We start from the raw sequence: 17292 nt of genomic DNA, 5'->3' as shown, positions 1-17292 counted from the left end.
TGAGGGGGATATGTCGGAAAGATGACTTTTTATGTTATGAATGCTGAGGTATGAGTTTAAGGCAGAATATTTGACTAAGAAGAATGTAAAAAAAAACCGCACAGAGTGCGGCTTTTAAGTCGGTATAATATAACGCGTATTAGCTAAGCTTACTTGCCGCTTTCATAGCGCTAATAAATTGCCCTAAATTATCAAGCATAGCAGTATGATCGCTTAGGTTATGCTCAATGATTTTTACCACAGCAGAACCAGAAATTGCGCCAGCAGCCCCTGCTTCAATCGCTTCTTTTACTTGTGCAGGTTCAGATATACCAAACCCAAGTAGGGCTGGTGGAGCATTATGCTTAGTAAGACTTTCGACTAAGTGGCGAATTGGCTTACCTGCTTTTGTTTCAGCGCCTGTGACTCCAGCGCGAGACAGTAGATATGTGTAGCCACCACCTAATTCAGATACCGATTTCAATGTTTCATCAGTCGCATTGGGTGGTGCAATAAAGATAGGGTGAATGCCGTATTTTTCAGCGGCCACACGAAATTCTTCAGACTCTTTTATTGGCACATCTGCAATCAATACTGAGTCGACACCCGCATCGGCACATTTCTTATAGAAGGTTTCGATACCGGCTGTGAATACCAAGTTTGCATACATTAACAAGCCGATTGGCATGTCAGGGTATTTTGCGCGAATTTGAGTTAATAATTCGAAACAAACAACAGGTGTTGTGCCAGATTCAAGAGCACGAATGGTTGCTGCTTGAATGGTTGGGCCATCAGCCAATGGGTCTGAGAACGGGATGCCTAATTCAAGTGCATCTGCACCCGATTCAACTAAAGTATCAATGATTTTCATTGATTGCTCAGGGCTAGGGTCACCAATCGTTACGAAAGGAACAAATGCGCCTTCATTTTTTGCTGCTAGGCGATTAAATAATTCTTGATAACGATCCATTACAGTACTCCCTTTGCTTCCAAAATATCGTGTACGGTGAAAATGTCTTTGTCGCCACGACCTGAAAGGTTAACAACTAAAAGTTGCTCTTTTTCTGGTTCAGCTTCAATCATTTTTAATGCGTAAGCTAATGCGTGTGCAGATTCTAACGCCGGAATAATACCTTCTTTACGCGCAAGTAACTGGAATGCATCGAGTGCTTCATCATCGGTTACTGAGCCGTATTCAGCACGACCTGTTGCATTAAGGTGTGCGTGTTGAGGCCCAACCGAGGGGAAGTCTAGTCCTGCAGATACTGAGTAAGATTCTTCAACCTGACCATGCTCATCTTGCATCAGAGGTGCTTTCATACCAAAGAAGATACCCAGTTTACCGTGTTTAAGCGGTGCACCGTGCATGTTGGTATCTAAACCTTTACCAGCAGGTTCTACACCAATTAAGCCAACGTCTTTTTCATCGATGAAATCTGAAAACATGCCAATAGCGTTTGAACCACCACCCACACATGCAATAACAGCATCGGGTAGGCGACCTTCTTTTTCTAAGATCTGTGCTTTGGTTTCTTCACCAATGATGTGTTGGAATTCACGAACAATGGTTGGGAATGGGTGTGGACCTGCAGCGGTACCCAGTAGGTAGTGCGCTTCTTCATATGTCGCAGACCAGTCGCGCATCGCTTCGTTACAGGCATCTTTCAGAGTAGAAGACCCTGAATGCACAGGAATAACCGTGGCACCCATCAACTTCATGCGAAATACATTCGGGCTTTGACGTTCAATATCTTTTGCGCCCATGTAAACGCGACATTTAAGGCCTAATAGTGCACATGCTAATGCTGTGGCAACACCGTGTTGACCTGCGCCCGTTTCAGCAATGATTTCTTTTTTACCCATGCGCTTAGCAAGTAGCGCCTGACCTAATACCTGATTGGTTTTATGAGCGCCACCGTGAAGTAAATCCTCACGCTTTAGGTATAACTTGGTTTTTGTACCTTTAGTCAGGTTCTGACATAACGTTAAGGCTGTTGGGCGACCAGCGTAATCTTTTAATAGATCGATAAATTCTTTTTGAAAGGCTGGATCTTGTTGTGCTTCAATAAAAGCATCTTCCAGCTGATCTAGCGCTGGTACTAAAATTTGCGGTACGTACTGACCACCAAATTCACCGAAGTAGGCATCTAATTTGCTCATAATCGTCTCTAATCCTTAATACTTTCTGATTGCTGCAAATGCCGCATTCAATTTTGTTTGATCTTTTTTACCCGGCGCGCTTTCTACACCGGAGTTTAAATCTAATCCGCGGCAACCAAGCTTGACTGCTTCGCTGACATTATCTGGGGTAAGCCCGCCAGCTAATAAAATATTTTCTTTCGCTGTTTCACTCAGTAACGACCAATCAAATGTTTTGCCTGTGCCGCCACTTTGTTGACCAACTTTACTATCGAGTAGGTGCTTATCAGCTTGCCAACGGGAAAAGTCGGGTAATACCGCTTCTACCCCGTGTGCTTTCCAGATTTCACAATCAACGGGAAGCTGTGCTTTTAAATTCGTGACATATTCTGGCGTTTCATCACCGTGCAATTGTACGGCAGACAGGGATAATGACTTTGCTGCTTTTTTGATTGCTTGTGGATCAGCATTACGGAAAACACCGACATATTTAAGGGGTGCGCCACTCATCACCATACGGGCTTGCTCGATATCGACGTGACGAGGAGACGAAGAAACAAAAATCAAACCACCGTACACAGCACCGCTTTGATAGGCCGCTGATGCATCGTCAGCATGGGTTAAACCACATACTTTATTCTCGCCAAGCAGTACACGTCGAACAGCTAGCTCTAGATTGTCTTCAGACATTAACGAACTTCCAATTAAGAAGCCATTCGCATATGCCGATAAATCACGGATTTGTTGGTTAGTACTAATTCCTGATTCAGAGATGACAATCGTACCTTCAGGCAAACGGGGTGCGAGTTCTTTTGTACGATTTAAATCGATGCTTAAATCGCGCAAGTTACGGTTATTGATCCCTACCACTTTGGCTTGTAATACGATTGCACGCTCAAGTTCTTCTTCGTTGCTGACTTCAGTTAACACGCCCAAATTTAACGAGTGCGCCAGTGTTGATAGCTCGCGGTATTCTTCGTCATTCAGCACAGATAGCATTAAGAGGATGGCATCAGCTTGATAATGACGTGCAAGGTAAACCTGATAAGCATCGATCATGAAATCTTTACAGAGAATAGGTTGGCGAACTTGGTTGCGCACTTGCAGCAGAAAATCAAAGTTGCCTTGAAAATACTTTTCGTCTGTTAATACTGAAATAGCATTGGCATGGTTGTTGTAAACACCGGCAATGTAATCAAGGTCGAAGTTTTCACGAATTTGACCTTTAGACGGCGATGCCTTTTTACATTCTAAAATGAAAGCGGCAGTATCACTGGTCAGTGCATCGTAAAAACTACGATCACTGGGTGTTATCGTCTCAACAAAGCTTTCAAGAGGCTGGCTTTGTTTCCGCGCGTCAACCCAAATGCGTTTATCTGCAACGATTCTTGCTAGTACTGTTTCCATGATTAACCTCGTGCCGCTAATTTGCTAACTAATTCATACGCCTTACCTGATTGCATGGCTGCAATCGCTTGCTGTGTGTTCGCTTTTAAATCTTCCTGACCAAACAGACGTAATAACAAAGCTACATTGACTGCGACAGCACCTTGCTGAGCATCAGTGCCTTTTCCGGTCAGAATATCAGTGATGATTGCACGGTTTTCTTCCGGCTCACCACCTTTAATCGCTTCTAATGGGTATGTTTCAAGCCCAAAATCAGCTGGTGTTAAGGTGTATTCTTTAATTTCACCATTAATGATTTCAGCGACAAGTGTTTCGCCATGAATTGCCACTTCATCAAGACCTGAACCATGAACGACCGCTGCGCGTTTCATGCCCATTGCTACCATTGTTTCTGCAATAGGGTGAACTAATGATTGATCGTACACACCCATCAATTCAATTTTAGGTCGTGCAGGGTTAATGAGAGGACCTAATACATTAAAGATCGTACGTGTTTTTAAGGTTTGGCGTACAGGCATCGCATGGCGAACACCGCTGTGATACTCAGGCGCAAATAAGAAACAGACGCCAAGTTCATCAAGTGCACCACGGGCATTTTCGGGTGTCATTGCGAGGTTGATGCCGAATTTATCCAGTAAATCAGATGAGCCCGATTTGCTTGATACGCCACGGTTACCGTGTTTTGCTACTTTTACACCACAGGCTGCTGCAACAAACGCAGCAGTGGTTGAGATATTGATGGTGTTTGCACCGTCGCCACCTGTACCTACGATGTCGGCAAAATCGTATTCAGGGCTAGGGAATGCCTTAGCGTTGGCGAGTAAAGCACTGGCTGCCCCTGCGATTTCAGCGGGTGTTTCGCCTTTGATTTTAAGTGCAGTAAGAACTGCAGAAAGTAAAATTGGGTCTACGTCACCTTTGATGATGGCATCAAACAGTACATGGCTTTCATCTTGCGTTAGTGCTTGCTGGGCGTAAAGTTTGTCTGCAATCTCGAAAATTTTAGCGTCCATATCCATCATCCTTAATCTTTATCGTTTGTCTGAGGTGTTTTTGTTGTTTCTATGTCGCTTTCTACTTTCGACATTACCCAGTGCAAAGTATTTGTTAGCAGTTGTGCGCCTTGGGTCGTTAAAATCGACTCTGGGTGGAATTGAAACCCACAAACGCGATCAGCATCATTGATAACAGCCATAACAAGACCATCAACATCGGCAACAATATCCAGCGTTTCTGGTACTTCGGTAGCGACTAAAGAGTGATAGCGCGCAATCGAGAGTGGGTTAGGTAAATCACCAAAGACGTTATGCTGGGTGTGGCTCATCATGGCAGATTTCCCGTGAACGATTTCCCCTGCGCCTTCTACTTTTCCGCCGTAAGCTTCAACAATGGCTTGATGACCAAGGCAGATACCTATAATAGGTACTTCCCCTTTAATGCGTTTGATTAGGGCTGGCATACAACCTGCGTCTGCTGGTGCTCCTGGCCCTGGCGATAGTACTAGCACCGGGTTCACTTTATCTGCTAACGCCTGTTCCATTTGTTCAACGCTAAGGCTGTTGCGGTAAATGGTTACCAGGTGACCTAATGAACGGAACTGATCAACCAAGTTGTATGTAAAGGAGTCAAAGTTATCCAATAGAACGATATGTGCTTGTGCCATTGTTTTAGCTCCTTATTGACGGCTTAGGTTGTTTGTTTCGTTTAAGCTGTGCGCTTTGCGAATTGCGGTAATAACAGCTTGTGCTTTACCACGTGTTTCATCAGCTTCAGCTTGGGGAATAGAGTCGTACACGACACCGGCACCGGCTTGAACACTTGCGATCCCGTTTTCGACATAAGCTGAACGAATCACAATACAGGTATCCATATCGCCATGGCCCGTTAAGTAACCCACTGCGCCACCATAGCTGCCACGACGACGTTGCTCTACATCACGAATGAGCTGCATGGCACGAATCTTTGGTGCGCCAGTTAAAGTGCCCATATTCATACACGCTTGGTAAGCATGTAATGCATCAAGATCGCTGCGTAGTTGTCCTACAACACGAGACACTAAATGCATCACGTGACTATAACGGTCTACTTTTAGTAGGTCGGCCACATAACGGCTACCTGGTTCACTGATACGTGCAACATCGTTACGCGCTAAATCAACCAGCATCATGTGTTCTGCGTTTTCTTTTAAGTCGCTGCGTAACTCAAGTTCAATACGTGCATCTAAATCCAGATTAATCGAACCATCGACATTCTTTCCGCGATGGCGTGTGCCAGCGATAGGGTAGATCTCGACTTGGTTGCTTTCTGTACAATATTTCAGTGCGCTTTCTGGTGAAGCACCAAATAGGGTGAATTCTGAATCTTGTAAGAAGAACATGTACGGGCTTGGATTACCTATTTTAAGTTCTTTATAAGCAACAAGCGGTGAAGGGCAAGGCAATGTGAATTGACGAGAAGGCACCACTTGGAAGACATCACCTGCAATGACGTATTGCTTCAAGTCTTTCACCGTTTGGCAGAAGTCTTCATCATTGATACTGGCTTCTGGCTCACAACGTTCAAGAAGCTCTGCTGCTGGAACAGGTTTAGGGTCTAGGCAGGCTTCTTTAATATGCTGTAAACGGCGGCTTAGTTCAAAGTAGCTAGCGGTATATTGTTCACCACCAAACAAGGTTGCTTGAAGTTTACCTTTGCGGCGCTGGTGATCGATAACCAGTAACGTTTCAGCAATATAGAAAAGGTAATCAGGGCAGTTATTGTCTTGTGCTACATCGGGCAGTGGCTCAAAGCCTGCGACTAAGTCGTAAGCGAACAAACCGCCTAAAAATAATGCTTCACGAGGATGAGCCGATGTATCGAAGGCATGTTGAATCATGCGTAGCGCATCAAAAGACGACGTTTGACGTAAACGGCTGTCTTCATCGAGTGTGCGTTCACCGGTTGGGAAGTGTAAGACTAAACAACGCGCTTCACGCTCGACGGTAATATCGTTGGTAGTATCGTTGGTCACAACGTTTTCGATAGTTTGAAGTACACATAAGCCATTATCGGTTAATGCTTCAAGACGCACTTCTTTACCGCGGCATACAATGCGTACCGCAGCATCGACTAACATTAAACTTTGAAGATCTTGCTTGGAATCGACTTCTGCCGACTCTAACAATAGGTTATGTGGGCGATTACCACATACGGAGTAATATAATTCCGTTGGATCTGCTACATAAGGTACATCAAGGCTAAGGACTTCTAATTCACCAGCACCTAATGGGGTAGTATTCACAGCGTTCTCCCTGCCGCTTCTACAAACGGTTTAAGTTCTTGCATTAACTGCTCGAACATCGGACCTGTAAGCGCTTGGTGCCCATCAGATAATGCTTCACACGGATTAAGGTGCGATTCTACGATGATGCCATCAGCGCCAACTGCAGCAGCTGCACGTGAAAGTGGAATAACCAATTCACGCACACCAGTTCCATGGCTAGGATCAACGACTACTGGAAGGTGAGTGCGTTGCTTCAAATAAGCCACTGCATTTAAGTCCAATGTATTACGTGTTGCTGTTTCAAAAGTACGAATACCACGTTCACACAAGATAATATTTGGATTTCCTGCATCGTAAATGTATTCCGCAGCCAGCAACAACTCCTCGATAGTGGCTGAAAGTCCGCGTTTGAGCAAGACCGGTTTTTTACTTTCGCCTACGGCTTTTAATAATGCGTAGTTTTGCATATTTCGCGCGCCAATCTGTAGGCAGTCTACATATTCACACAGTGATTCAACTTGACTCACTTCCATGACTTCAGAAACCGTTGGGATGTTGAGTTCTTTCTTGGCTTTTTGTAATAATTTCAAGCCTTCAACACCCATTCCCTGGAAATCATATGGGCTGGTGCGTGGCTTATAAGCGCCGCCACGTAAAGCAACGGCACCGTGCTTTTTAACGACTTCAGCAACAGCCATTAACTGTGCTTCAGATTCAACCGAACAAGGACCGGCGATAACCGCGAATTTGTTGCCACCGACAGAAGCATTACCAAAGCGAACAACGGTATCGTGCGCTTGTACTTCACGGCTAACCATTTTGTATTTGGTTAAAATAGGCTTCACTGTTTCAACACATGGGTAAGCATCTAGATTCAATTTTTGTAAAATACGCTCATCGCCTAATGCGCCTAATACGATACGTTCAACACCCGGCATATATAAAGGCTTTAGGCCTGATGCTTCAATACGGCTAAGGATTTCTTTAGCTTGTGCTTCTGTTGCTTTAGGCTTTAGTACGATAATCATGTTTTGACCCTTTTGAGTTTGATGCTTTTACTCTTGAGTAACGCTGGCATCACACTGATAAATTATTTGAAATTTTGGTATAAAAAAGCCCGCATCTGGCGGGCTTATGTCTATTCTGTCCGTTAGGAACAGCAAATCACACAACCCGTATAGAGAAGTGCCACCACCATGAGATGAAGAAAGCGCGAAGCTGTCGGTTAATTTGCTGTAACATGTAAAAGTCCTGTTTTGTAGAGTCTTACTACGGGTAATTGCGTACTAGTAAACTAGTTCGCTGATGTAAAGTCAAGAGATAAGTCAGAAATAAAATTATGTTATTTGATTTACACAGCCACACCACAGCATCAGATGGGTGCTTATCGCCAGAAGAATTGTTGAAACGAGCCGTTGAACGTAGAGTTGATGCGCTTGCGATAACCGATCACGATACGGTGGAAGCGCTATTGCCTGCTCAACGCATCATTGATGAACAAGAGTTACCTATAACTCTGATCAAAGGCATTGAAATATCTACGCTTTGGAGTAACTTTGATATTCATATCGTGGGGTTGAATATTGATTCTGAGCATCCAGCATTAACCGCACTTATTCAAGAGCAAGCCGAGCGTCGTACCGCAAGGGCGTTAGAGATGGCTGAGCGATTGGCGAGAAATAATATGCCTGGCGCTTATGAAGGCGCAATGGCATTAGCTAATGGTGCAACAATTACACGAGCTCATTTTGCGCGTTGGATTGTTGAGCAAGGTTATGCCAAAAATATGCAGGCAGTATTTAAAAAATTCTTAACTCGGGGAAATCCGGGTTACGTGCCGCCAGCTTGGTGCTCGATTGCTGATGCAGTCGCTGTTATTCATGCTGCTGGTGGTCAAGCTGTCCTTGCGCATCCCGGTCGCTACAAAATGACGGCAAAATGGTTAAAGCGACTTTTAGCTACTTTTGTTGAAGCGAAAGGTGATGCAATGGAAGTTGCTCAGCCACAGCAAGGACAACAAGAACGTCGCACCTTAGGGGATTATGCGATCACTTATAATTTACTTGCTTCTCAAGGCTCTGATTTCCATTACCCGTCTCCTTGGACGGAGTTAGGTCGTAATTTGTGGTTACCGAAAGGCGTAACAGAAGTTTGGCTTGATTGGGATGTTGAAAAGAAGCGAGTTGATGAGGCGGTATCGGCAGATCCGACATCGCCACCGGAGGATAAATGAGCCAGTTTTTTTATGTTCACCCTGAAACCCCGCAAGCCCGTTTAATGACGCAGGCGGTTGCGATTATTCGTAATGGTGGCGTTGTCGTGTATCCAACCGATTCAGGGTATGCATTGGGTTGTCAACTTGAGAATAAACAAGCGCTTGAACGCATTTGCCAGATCCGTCGACTAAACGATAAGCACAATTTTACATTGTTGTGCCGTGATTTATCTGAAATTGCCAATTATGCACGTGTTGATAATGCGGCATTCCGTTTGTTACGTAGCAATACACCAGGCGCGTACACGTTTATTTTCAAAGGTACGAAAGAAGTGCCCCGTCGTTTAATGAATCCTAAACGTAAAACGATTGGTATCCGTATTCCTAATAATGCGATTGCTTTAGCTCTGCTTGAAGAGTTAGGTGAGCCATTAATGTCGACCAGTTTAATTTTGCCTAATAGCGATGTTGCTGAATCTGACCCTGAAGATATCCGCGATAAGTTAGAGCATGCGGTCGATTTAATCATGAATGGTGGTTATTTAGGCGAGCAACCGACTACCGTGATCGATTTTAGTAATGATGAAATGGAAGTGTTACGAGTTGGCGCAGGTGATCCTGCACCTTTTAGCTAATGCTTCTACTATTTCCTGTTTGAATACGTATATCCAAGCTACCTCAGGGTGCAGGATTCTCGCTGAAACGAGTAACTTGGGTATATCTGTAAATAGATAGTCAGCTAGACTATCTTTGAGATAGCGTATTAGTGAATACTTTGGCATAATGCGCGGCTATCTTTAAGATGGCTTAAAGTGTTCTGATGAGTATTTCGACGCCTGTGAAGGCGACAAAGGTTTGTCTATAATGAGTGAAAAGTTACAGAAGGTGCTAGCGCGTGCTGGCCAAGGGTCTCGTCGTGAGATCGAATTAATGATTCAAAGCGGTCGTGTGAGCATTGACGGCGTAGTCGCGAAACTGGGTGATCGTCTAGACGATTTTTCTGTTCTCGTGCGTATCGATGGTCACAAGATTGATCTGGTTCCGCCTTCTGAGGAAGTGTGTCGTGTTCTTGCTTATAACAAACCTGAAGGTGAGTTATGTACGCGTCACGATCCTGAAGGTCGCCGGACTGTATTTGATCGTTTACCCCGTCTATCAAGTGGCCGTTGGGTTTCGGTTGGTCGATTGGATGCAAATACCTCAGGTCTATTGCTATTTACCACTGATGGTGAATTAGCTAATCGTCTGATGCACCCAAGTCGAAGCGTTGAACGTGAATACATGGTTCGCGTTTTCGGTGAGATTAACGAAAATATGGTTAAGAACCTAGTTCAAGGTGTTGAACTAGAAGATGGTATGGCACGTTTCGAAGACGTTGTGTATTCTGGCGGTGAAGGTATGAACCATACTTTCTACGTTGTAATCACAGAAGGCCGTAACCGTGAAGTTCGTCGTTTGTGGGATTCACAAGGCGTAACAGTAAGCCGTCTAAAACGTGTACGTTATGGTGATATCTATCTAACGAAAGATATGCCTCGTGGCGGTTGGATGGAGCTCGAGCTGAAAGAAGTTAACTATCTTCGTGAAGTGGTAGAGCTTGAAGCTGAAGAAAACACAATGCTGACGGTCGAAGGCCAGAAGCGTAAACGTGGTGTTCGTCAGATTCGTCGTGCCGTACGTCGTCACGAAGAACGTGTTACTGAAACACCTCGCGGTCGTCGTGGCCGTACGAGTAACCCTGATGAACGTCGTTCTTCAACACGTAACAGTGAAGTTGAAGGGCAAAATGCACCAGTTGGGAAGCGTAAGCCGTCAGGTAAGCCTTCAACGGCTAAGCCGACACGTGGCAAGCCATCTGCTGGTAAGCCTGCGCAAGGCAATCGTCGTAAAACAGACGAAAGCAATGAGCCAGCAGGTAAGCGTAAACCGTCAGGAAATGGTGCTCAACGTCGTAACCCGTTAGCGGGTAAGCCACGTACACGCCAATAAGACTCGTCTTAGTAAACAGACATAATAAAGCCGACGTGAATACGTCGGCTTTTTGTTGTCTGTTTAAAGTAGCGTTTAATTTAGCCTTTTGGTTGTGCATCAATGCACTGACCATTCACATCTTTGCTTTCTGGCCCCATTAAATAGAGGTACAGCGGCATTATGTCTTTAGGTGTTCTTAATAGGCCTGAATCTTCAGCTGGGAACGCTTTTGCGCGCATGCCTGTGCGTGTACCGCCTGGGTTAATCGCATTGACGCGAACCGTTGTATTGCACATCTCATTGGCTAAAATTTCCATCATGCCTTCAGTCGCAAACTTTGATATAGAGTAGGCGCCCCAAAAAGCACGACCTTCATGGCCGACTGTCGAAGAGGTGAAAATAATACGGCCATCTTCAGACTTTTTGATCAGTGGCATGATAGCTTGAGTCATCAAAAACTGTGCTTTAACGTTAACGTGCATCACATCATCAAACGTATCTTCACCGAGTTGGTCGAATGGGCTTAATACGCCAAGTAAACCGGCATTGTGTAATACACCATCTAAGCGTCCAAACTGTTCTGAAATAGTTTCAACCATATCAATGTAATGCTGCTTCGTTGCACCGCGTAAATCGAGAGGGATAATCGCTGGTTGGTTGTAGCCTAGCGTTTCAATTTCATCATAAACGGCTTCAAGTTTCGCAACGGTACGACCAAGCAAAATAACAGTTGCACCGTGTGCTGCATAACTAATGGCTGCTTGACGACCAATGCCATCACCAGCACCAGTGACCAGAATGACGCGATCTTTTAGAGAATCCGCAGCGATTTGATATTCCACGTGTAACTTCCTTATTGGTTTGTCATTATTAATACACCCAAATTACCTCAAGATGCAGGATTCTCGCTGAATCTGCGCACGTAAAGTCGCTTGGAAACATTACTTTTTGTTTTTCTATTGTATTGCGATAGCGGTACAGGTGGCAACTTGGTTACAATGGGAAAAGACCATCATTCTGTGATTGGTATCAATTTATTAAAACGAGGACTTAAGATTGGAATTTTTGTTTGATTATGGGCTGTTCTTAGCCAAGATTGCGACAGTCGTTATTGCGCTTGTCGGTATCCTTGTTTTAGCGAAAGGTTTAAACGGACGTCACGGTTCACAAAAGGGTGAATTAGAAGTCACAGACTTAACTGAGCAGTATAAAAATACGGTTCATCAATTAGAAGAACACTTATTTGATAAACCGCTATTGAAAGCACGTGATAAAGCGACAAAAAAAGAAGATAAAGAAAAAGAGAAAGCACGTCAGAACGAAATTAAAAAAGCCGCTAAAGAAGGCGATTTGTCTCATGTTCGTGAGTCTCGTTTATTTGTCATTGATTTTCATGGCAGTATTGATGCGCGTGAAGTCTCTTCTTTACGTGAAGAAATCAGTGCAATTATTGCTGTTGCGATCGACGGTGATGAAGTATTGCTTCGCCTAGAAACGGGTGGCGGTATGGTACATGGCTATGGTTTAGCGTCTTCACAACTTGATCGCTTGAAATCTGCGGGTATCAAGCTGACGATTTCTGTCGATAAAGTAGCAGCTAGTGGCGGTTACATGATGGCATGTGTGGCAGATAAAATTATTTCAGCGCCTTTTGCAATTGTGGGCTCTATTGGTGTTATTGCTCAGCTACCAAACTTTAGCAAAGTGCTGAAAAAGCATGATATTGAGTTTGAACAAATTACAGCGGGCGAGTTTAAGCGTACATTAACAATGTTTGGCGAAAATACTGATAAAGCCCGTGATAAATTCCAAGTTGAAATTGAAGAAACGCATGGTTTGTTCAAAGACTTTATTGCGATTCACCGTCCAGAGTTGGATCTTGAAAAAGTGGCAACCGGTGAGCATTGGTTTGGTAATCAAGCACTGAATCTAGGGCTTGTTGATGAAATCGGCACAAGCGATGATTTCATTACACATGCTTGTAAAGATCGTGAAGTATTAAATGTTCGTTTCGTTCAACGTAAGAAACTGGCAGAAAAATTAGCGGGTGCAACGGGTGAAGCGGCAGATAACTTGTTATTGAAATGGGTAAGTCGCGGTCAACGTCCATTCATGTAATATCTGATAGTATATTGATGGTTGGCTGAGTGCTTTTATTAAGCTGGTGTTATGCCAATGTAGACACATCTCTGACCATCTATTTATTCAGAATGGTATTAGTTAAACAATTGTAGTTAATAAGGTTTTTCAATGGATCAAAAGTGGGCGCTGTTTTCTTTTAAAGGTCGATTAAGACGACGTGATTACTGGTTATATAGCTTGCCTGTTCTCTTGGTTACATTACCTGTCTTTTTGTATACAAGCCCAAGTAACATGGGCAATAATCAAGCGCTGAATATATTGGCTATGGTTATTTTATTTTTTGTCTTTTGGGCATCATTGGCGCTGAATATTAAGCGGCTGCATGATCGTAATAAAAGTGCTTGGTGGGCGTTGTTGACCTTTGTACCTTTAATTGGTCCTGCTTTTGTTATTGTTGAACTTGGTATGCTCGACGGTATAAAAGGAGACAACCAATACGGTCCGGATCCAAAAGGGCGTTCTATGCCGTCGAAAGATGATGAAAAAGAGACAATAACCATCGATATGTAAACTGTTTAAACGCTTTTGTTATTGAAAAATAACCCGCTTATTGGCGGGTTATTTTTTGATTTTTAAGGTGATAATTCGTAAAGATAAACGTTGTTTTTTACTTTTTAACAACGATTTTTTTTATAATTCCTTGCGTCAACAAACAATTTACGGCTTAATCTTGCAAAGTAAACTCGGGTGACAACTTATGCGCAAGGTATTTAAACATGTTAAATACTGCTGTTGTATTAACGGTTGGAAGACCATTGTCATCGAGGAAATATTCACCTTTAAATACCAGCACATCAGATTTTTCTTCAACAGATGTTGCTCGCATGCCTTTAATGTAGGCATCGTGATCTTGAATCAGTTGATTGGCGATCAGTAAAAGGCTGTCTTGGGGAATTGATTTTTTATCGCTCATGATGAATGACGTCTCTGGAAGAAATACGTCATTAGTTTATTCATCTTGTTTGAATAAAACAAATCCTTAATAACGCTGGGTATATTTTCATTCAAATGTTGAATAGCGATTAAACAAAAAGCAATTACGGGTAAATTCTGTGAGCTATGGCTAAAAATCACCGTTGTGAATAGTCAAAGGCTGTTGTGAGGTGGTAATGATTAGCGCCTTTAATTACTTCATCTACTCTCTATATAGTGAAGTTTTAAACAGAATTTTTACCAATTAAAAGTGGGTTTTTGATTTTTAACGTATCATTAACAACTGTAGAAGGGGCGAGCAAACAGTTCGTTTTTCTTAAAAACCAGTTGACCTTCTTGAATAGTAGCCCAATATTGTAATAGCGTTGACGTGCCAATATTCTTTTTTTTAGCATGCAACTTTTTGTTTTTATTTAAAATTTAGCGAGCACGAGGACGTAGTAGAGTCATTATGGGTAAATCTCTCGTTATTGTGGAGTCCCCTGCTAAAGCCAAGACTATTAATAAGTACTTGGGCAAGGACTTCATTGTAAAGTCAAGCGTTGGTCACGTACGTGATTTGCCAACGGGTGCACGTAATGCCGGAAAAAAAGCGGCAGCACAATCAACCGCAGGATTAAGCGTTGAAGAAAAAGCGCGTCTTAAGAAAATTAAAGACCGTAAGTCTCTAATCGGAAAAATGGGTGTTGATCCCTATAACGATTGGGATGCGCATTACGAAGTGCTTCCGGGCAAAGAAAAAGTCGTTAGTGAACTGCAAAAACTTGCTGCCGATGCTGACTTTATTTACCTAGCTACCGATTTGGACCGCGAAGGAGAAGCTATTGCATGGCACCTTCGTGAGATCATCGGTGGTGATGATGCACGTTATAAGCGAGTGGTATTTAATGAGATCACTAAAAATGCAATTCAACAGGCGTTTGAAGAACCTGGTGAACTGAACATTGATGGTGTTAACGCTCAGCAAGCTCGACGTTTTCTTGATCGCGTAGTGGGTTTCATGGTGTCACCTCTTCTGTGGAAGAAGGTTGCCCGTGGTTTATCTGCTGGTCGTGTTCAGTCTGTAGCGGTAAAGTTGATTGTTGAACGTGAACGTGAAATTAAAGCGTTTACACCAGAAGAGTTCTGGGACATTCATGCGAATACATTGACTGTTGGTAAAGATGCACTGCGTTTGATTGTTTCTCAGCAGGCGGGTAAAGCTTTCCGTCCGGTTAATGAAGCACAAACCATGGCGGCTAAATCTGTACTTGATAGTGCAGAGTATAAAGTGGTCGATCGTGAAGATCGCCCAACGAGTAGCAAGCCTTCTGCACCTTATATCACATCAACACTACAACAAGCGGCAAGTACCCGTCTTGGCTACGGTGTAAAACGTACAATGGGTTTGGCTCAGCGTCTATATGAAGCGGGTTATATTACCTATATGCGTACCGATTCGACCAACTTGTCGAATGATGCTGTTGTAGCTGCACGTGAATTTATCGGTAGCGAATACGGTGAGAATTATCTCCCGAAAGAAGCGATAAAGTACGGTAGTAAGAAAAATGCACAAGAAGCGCACGAAGCGATTCGTCCTTCAAGTGTTGAAGTACAAGCTGAAAACCTTGAAGGTATGGATGCGGATGCAGTTAAGTTATACGACTTAATTTGGCGTCAGTTTGTATCTTGCCAGATGGTGCCAGCAAAATACGATTCAAGCACAATTACGGTTCAAGCTGATGAGTTTACGCTTAAAGCGAAAGGACGTATTTTGCGCTTTGCAGGTTGGACTTTAGTACAGCGTCCATCTGGTAAGAATGAAGATACGACATTGCCTACCGTTCACGTTGGCGATGTTATGAAATTAGAAGGCGTTGAGCCTAAACAACACTTCACTAAGCCACCAGCGCGCTTTACAGAAGCTGCATTGGTTAAAGAATTAGAGAAGCGTGGTATTGGTCGACCTTCTACATACGCATCAATCATTTCTACGATTCAAGATCGTGGTTATGTACGTGTAGACCAGCGCCGTTTCTATGCAGAGAAAATGGGTGAAATCGTTTCAGATCGTTTGGATGGAAGTTTCCCCGATCTGATGGATTTTGATTTCACTGCTCGCATGGAAGGTAACCTCGATAAAATCGCTGAAGGCGAAAAGAACTGGAAAGCTGTTCTTGATAACTTCTTTAGCGACTTCACGACTGAGCTTGAAAAAGCAGAGTTAGATGAAGATGAAGGTGGCATGAAGCCAAACAATATCGTTGTGACTGATATTGAATGTCCGACATGTTCACGTCCAATGGGTATTCGCACAGCATCGACTGGCGTATTCCTAGGGTGTTCTGGTTATGCACTTCCGCCAAAAGAGCGTTGTAAAAAGACGATTAACTTAGGTGATGAAGACGGCATTGTTAACGTGCTTGAAGAAGACGTTGAAACTGCTGCATTGCGTGCTAAAAAGCGTTGCCCGAAATGTGACACCGCAATGGATGCATACCTGATTGACCAAGATCGTAAATTGCATGTTTGTGGTAATAACCCAAGCTGTGATGGTTACATTGTTGAAAAAGGTGAATTCAAGCTGAAAGGCTATGAAGGACCATTGATTGAATGTGACAAGTGCGGTTCAGATATGGAACTGAAAACGGGTCGTTTTGGTAAATACATGGGTTGTACGAGCGAAGATTGTAAAAATACTCGTAAGATTCTGAAGAATGGTGAAATTGCACCACCTAAAGAAGATCCTGTACATTTACCAGAGATTCCATGTACTCAAGATTCTAATGCGTATTTCGTTTTACGTGACGGTGCTTCAGGCTTGTTTATGGCCGCAAGTACTTTCCCTAAATCGCGTGAAACACGTGCGCCGCTTGTGTCTGAACTAGTACGCTTTAAAGATCGTTTATCGCCTAAGTTTTACTACTTAGCTGAGGCACCGACAGAAGATCCGGATGGTCGAGAGGCAGTTGTTCGCTTTAGCCGTAAGAGCAAAGAGAACTACGTTCGTACTGAAGTCGACGGTAAGCCATCAGGCTGGACTGGCCTTTATGTTGACGGTAAGTGGGAAATTACCGATAAACGTAAAAAGCCGAAGAAAGAAAAAGCCGAAAAAGAAGATTAATAAAATAACCGCCGAAAGGCGGTTTTTTTTACGTTTATTATTATACCCAAGACACTTCAAGATGCAGGATTATTGCTGAAACGAACATCTTGAGGTGACTTAGTATAGTCACTATTGTTTAAATAATGCTGAGATATTACC

The 17292-nt window shown here is 43.4% G+C and carries 15 protein-coding genes and 1 other annotated feature; of the genes, 6 read left to right on the top strand and 9 right to left on the bottom strand.

What is annotated here, in order from left to right; all coding sequences use genetic code 11:
- Positions 1–139: 139 nt before the first annotated feature.
- Genes trpA through aroF form a run of 7 tightly spaced genes read right to left on the bottom strand, consistent with a single transcriptional unit; the run spans position 140 to position 7815 of the window.
- A complete protein-coding gene (trpA, locus tag C9J12_RS11530; RefSeq protein ID WP_107242847.1) occupies positions 140–949 on the bottom strand; it encodes a tryptophan synthase subunit alpha in 810 nt (269 codons plus the stop codon).
- Positions 949–2139 carry a tryptophan synthase subunit beta gene (trpB, locus tag C9J12_RS11525; protein WP_107242846.1) on the bottom strand — a complete coding sequence of 397 codons (1191 nt, stop codon included), beginning with the start codon at positions 2137–2139 and terminating at the stop codon, positions 949–951. The genes trpA and trpB overlap by 1 nt, the downstream gene beginning before the upstream one ends.
- A 15-nt stretch (positions 2140–2154) precedes the next feature.
- Entirely contained in the window at positions 2155–3525 is a 1371-nt protein-coding gene (gene trpCF / locus C9J12_RS11520; protein WP_107242845.1) for a bifunctional indole-3-glycerol-phosphate synthase TrpC/phosphoribosylanthranilate isomerase TrpF, read from the bottom strand.
- Between the two features lie 2 nt (positions 3526–3527).
- A complete protein-coding gene (trpD, locus tag C9J12_RS11515; RefSeq protein WP_107242870.1) occupies positions 3528–4538 on the bottom strand; it encodes an anthranilate phosphoribosyltransferase in 1011 nt (336 codons plus the stop codon).
- Between the two features lie 11 nt (positions 4539–4549).
- Positions 4550–5188, bottom strand: coding sequence for an aminodeoxychorismate/anthranilate synthase component II (locus tag C9J12_RS11510; protein ID WP_107242844.1), 639 nt, complete (start codon positions 5186–5188; stop codon positions 4550–4552).
- Between the two features lie 12 nt (positions 5189–5200).
- Positions 5201–6805, bottom strand: a complete 1605-nt coding sequence (locus C9J12_RS11505) for an anthranilate synthase component 1 (RefSeq protein WP_107242843.1) — start codon at positions 6803–6805, stop codon at positions 5201–5203.
- On the bottom strand, positions 6802–7815 hold the full coding sequence (gene aroF / locus C9J12_RS11500; protein WP_107242842.1) for a 3-deoxy-7-phosphoheptulonate synthase: 1014 nt from the start codon (positions 7813–7815) through the stop codon (positions 6802–6804). Before aroF ends, C9J12_RS11505 begins: the two co-directional genes overlap by 4 nt.
- A gap of 79 nt (positions 7816–7894) precedes the next feature.
- Positions 7895–7990: a sequence feature (Trp leader region), on the bottom strand.
- 136 nt (positions 7991–8126) lie between these two features.
- On the opposite strand from aroF, the gene rnm reads away from it, so the two are divergent.
- From rnm to rluB, 3 genes are all read left to right on the top strand, one after another.
- Positions 8127–9020 carry an RNase RNM gene (gene rnm / locus C9J12_RS11495; RefSeq protein ID WP_107242841.1) on the top strand — a complete coding sequence of 298 codons (894 nt, stop codon included), beginning with the start codon at positions 8127–8129 and terminating at the stop codon, positions 9018–9020.
- Entirely contained in the window at positions 9017–9637 is a 621-nt protein-coding gene (locus C9J12_RS11490; protein WP_107242840.1) for an L-threonylcarbamoyladenylate synthase, read from the top strand. Before rnm ends, C9J12_RS11490 begins: the two co-directional genes overlap by 4 nt.
- Before the next feature lie 229 nt (positions 9638–9866).
- A complete protein-coding gene (gene rluB, locus C9J12_RS11485) occupies positions 9867–10991 on the top strand; it encodes a 23S rRNA pseudouridine(2605) synthase RluB (RefSeq protein ID WP_107242839.1) in 1125 nt (374 codons plus the stop codon).
- Positions 10992–11071: 80 nt separating this feature from the next.
- Here the strand turns inward: rluB and C9J12_RS11480 are convergent, their stop codons facing one another.
- The gene (locus C9J12_RS11480; protein ID WP_107242838.1) at positions 11072–11815 is read right to left on the bottom strand and encodes a YciK family oxidoreductase; all 744 of its coding nucleotides are present in this window, start codon (positions 11813–11815) and stop codon (positions 11072–11074) included.
- 214 nt (positions 11816–12029) lie between these two features.
- On the opposite strand from C9J12_RS11480, the gene sohB reads away from it, so the two are divergent.
- Both sohB and C9J12_RS11470 read left to right on the top strand, forming a co-directional pair.
- Positions 12030–13091 carry a protease SohB gene (sohB, locus tag C9J12_RS11475; RefSeq protein ID WP_107242837.1) on the top strand — a complete coding sequence of 354 codons (1062 nt, stop codon included), beginning with the start codon at positions 12030–12032 and terminating at the stop codon, positions 13089–13091.
- A gap of 132 nt (positions 13092–13223) precedes the next feature.
- Complete coding sequence (locus tag C9J12_RS11470) at positions 13224–13625, top strand: DUF805 domain-containing protein (protein WP_107242836.1); 402 nt, start codon at positions 13224–13226, stop codon at positions 13623–13625.
- A 154-nt stretch (positions 13626–13779) separates the two neighbouring features.
- Here the strand turns inward: C9J12_RS11470 and C9J12_RS11465 are convergent, their stop codons facing one another.
- Positions 13780–14028 (bottom strand): YciN family protein, encoded by a 249-nt coding sequence (locus C9J12_RS11465; RefSeq protein WP_107242835.1) that lies wholly within the window; start codon positions 14026–14028, stop codon positions 13780–13782.
- 471 nt (positions 14029–14499) lie between these two features.
- Between C9J12_RS11465 and topA the strand changes: the two genes are divergently transcribed.
- Positions 14500–17151 (top strand): type I DNA topoisomerase, encoded by a 2652-nt coding sequence (gene topA / locus C9J12_RS11460; RefSeq protein WP_107242834.1) that lies wholly within the window; start codon positions 14500–14502, stop codon positions 17149–17151.
- The last annotated feature ends 141 nt before the right edge of the window (positions 17152–17292 follow it).

The organism is Photobacterium frigidiphilum, from assembly GCF_003025615.1.
Lineage (GTDB): Bacteria > Pseudomonadota > Gammaproteobacteria > Enterobacterales > Vibrionaceae > Photobacterium > Photobacterium frigidiphilum.
This window is presented reverse-complemented; position numbering and strand designations above follow the sequence as displayed.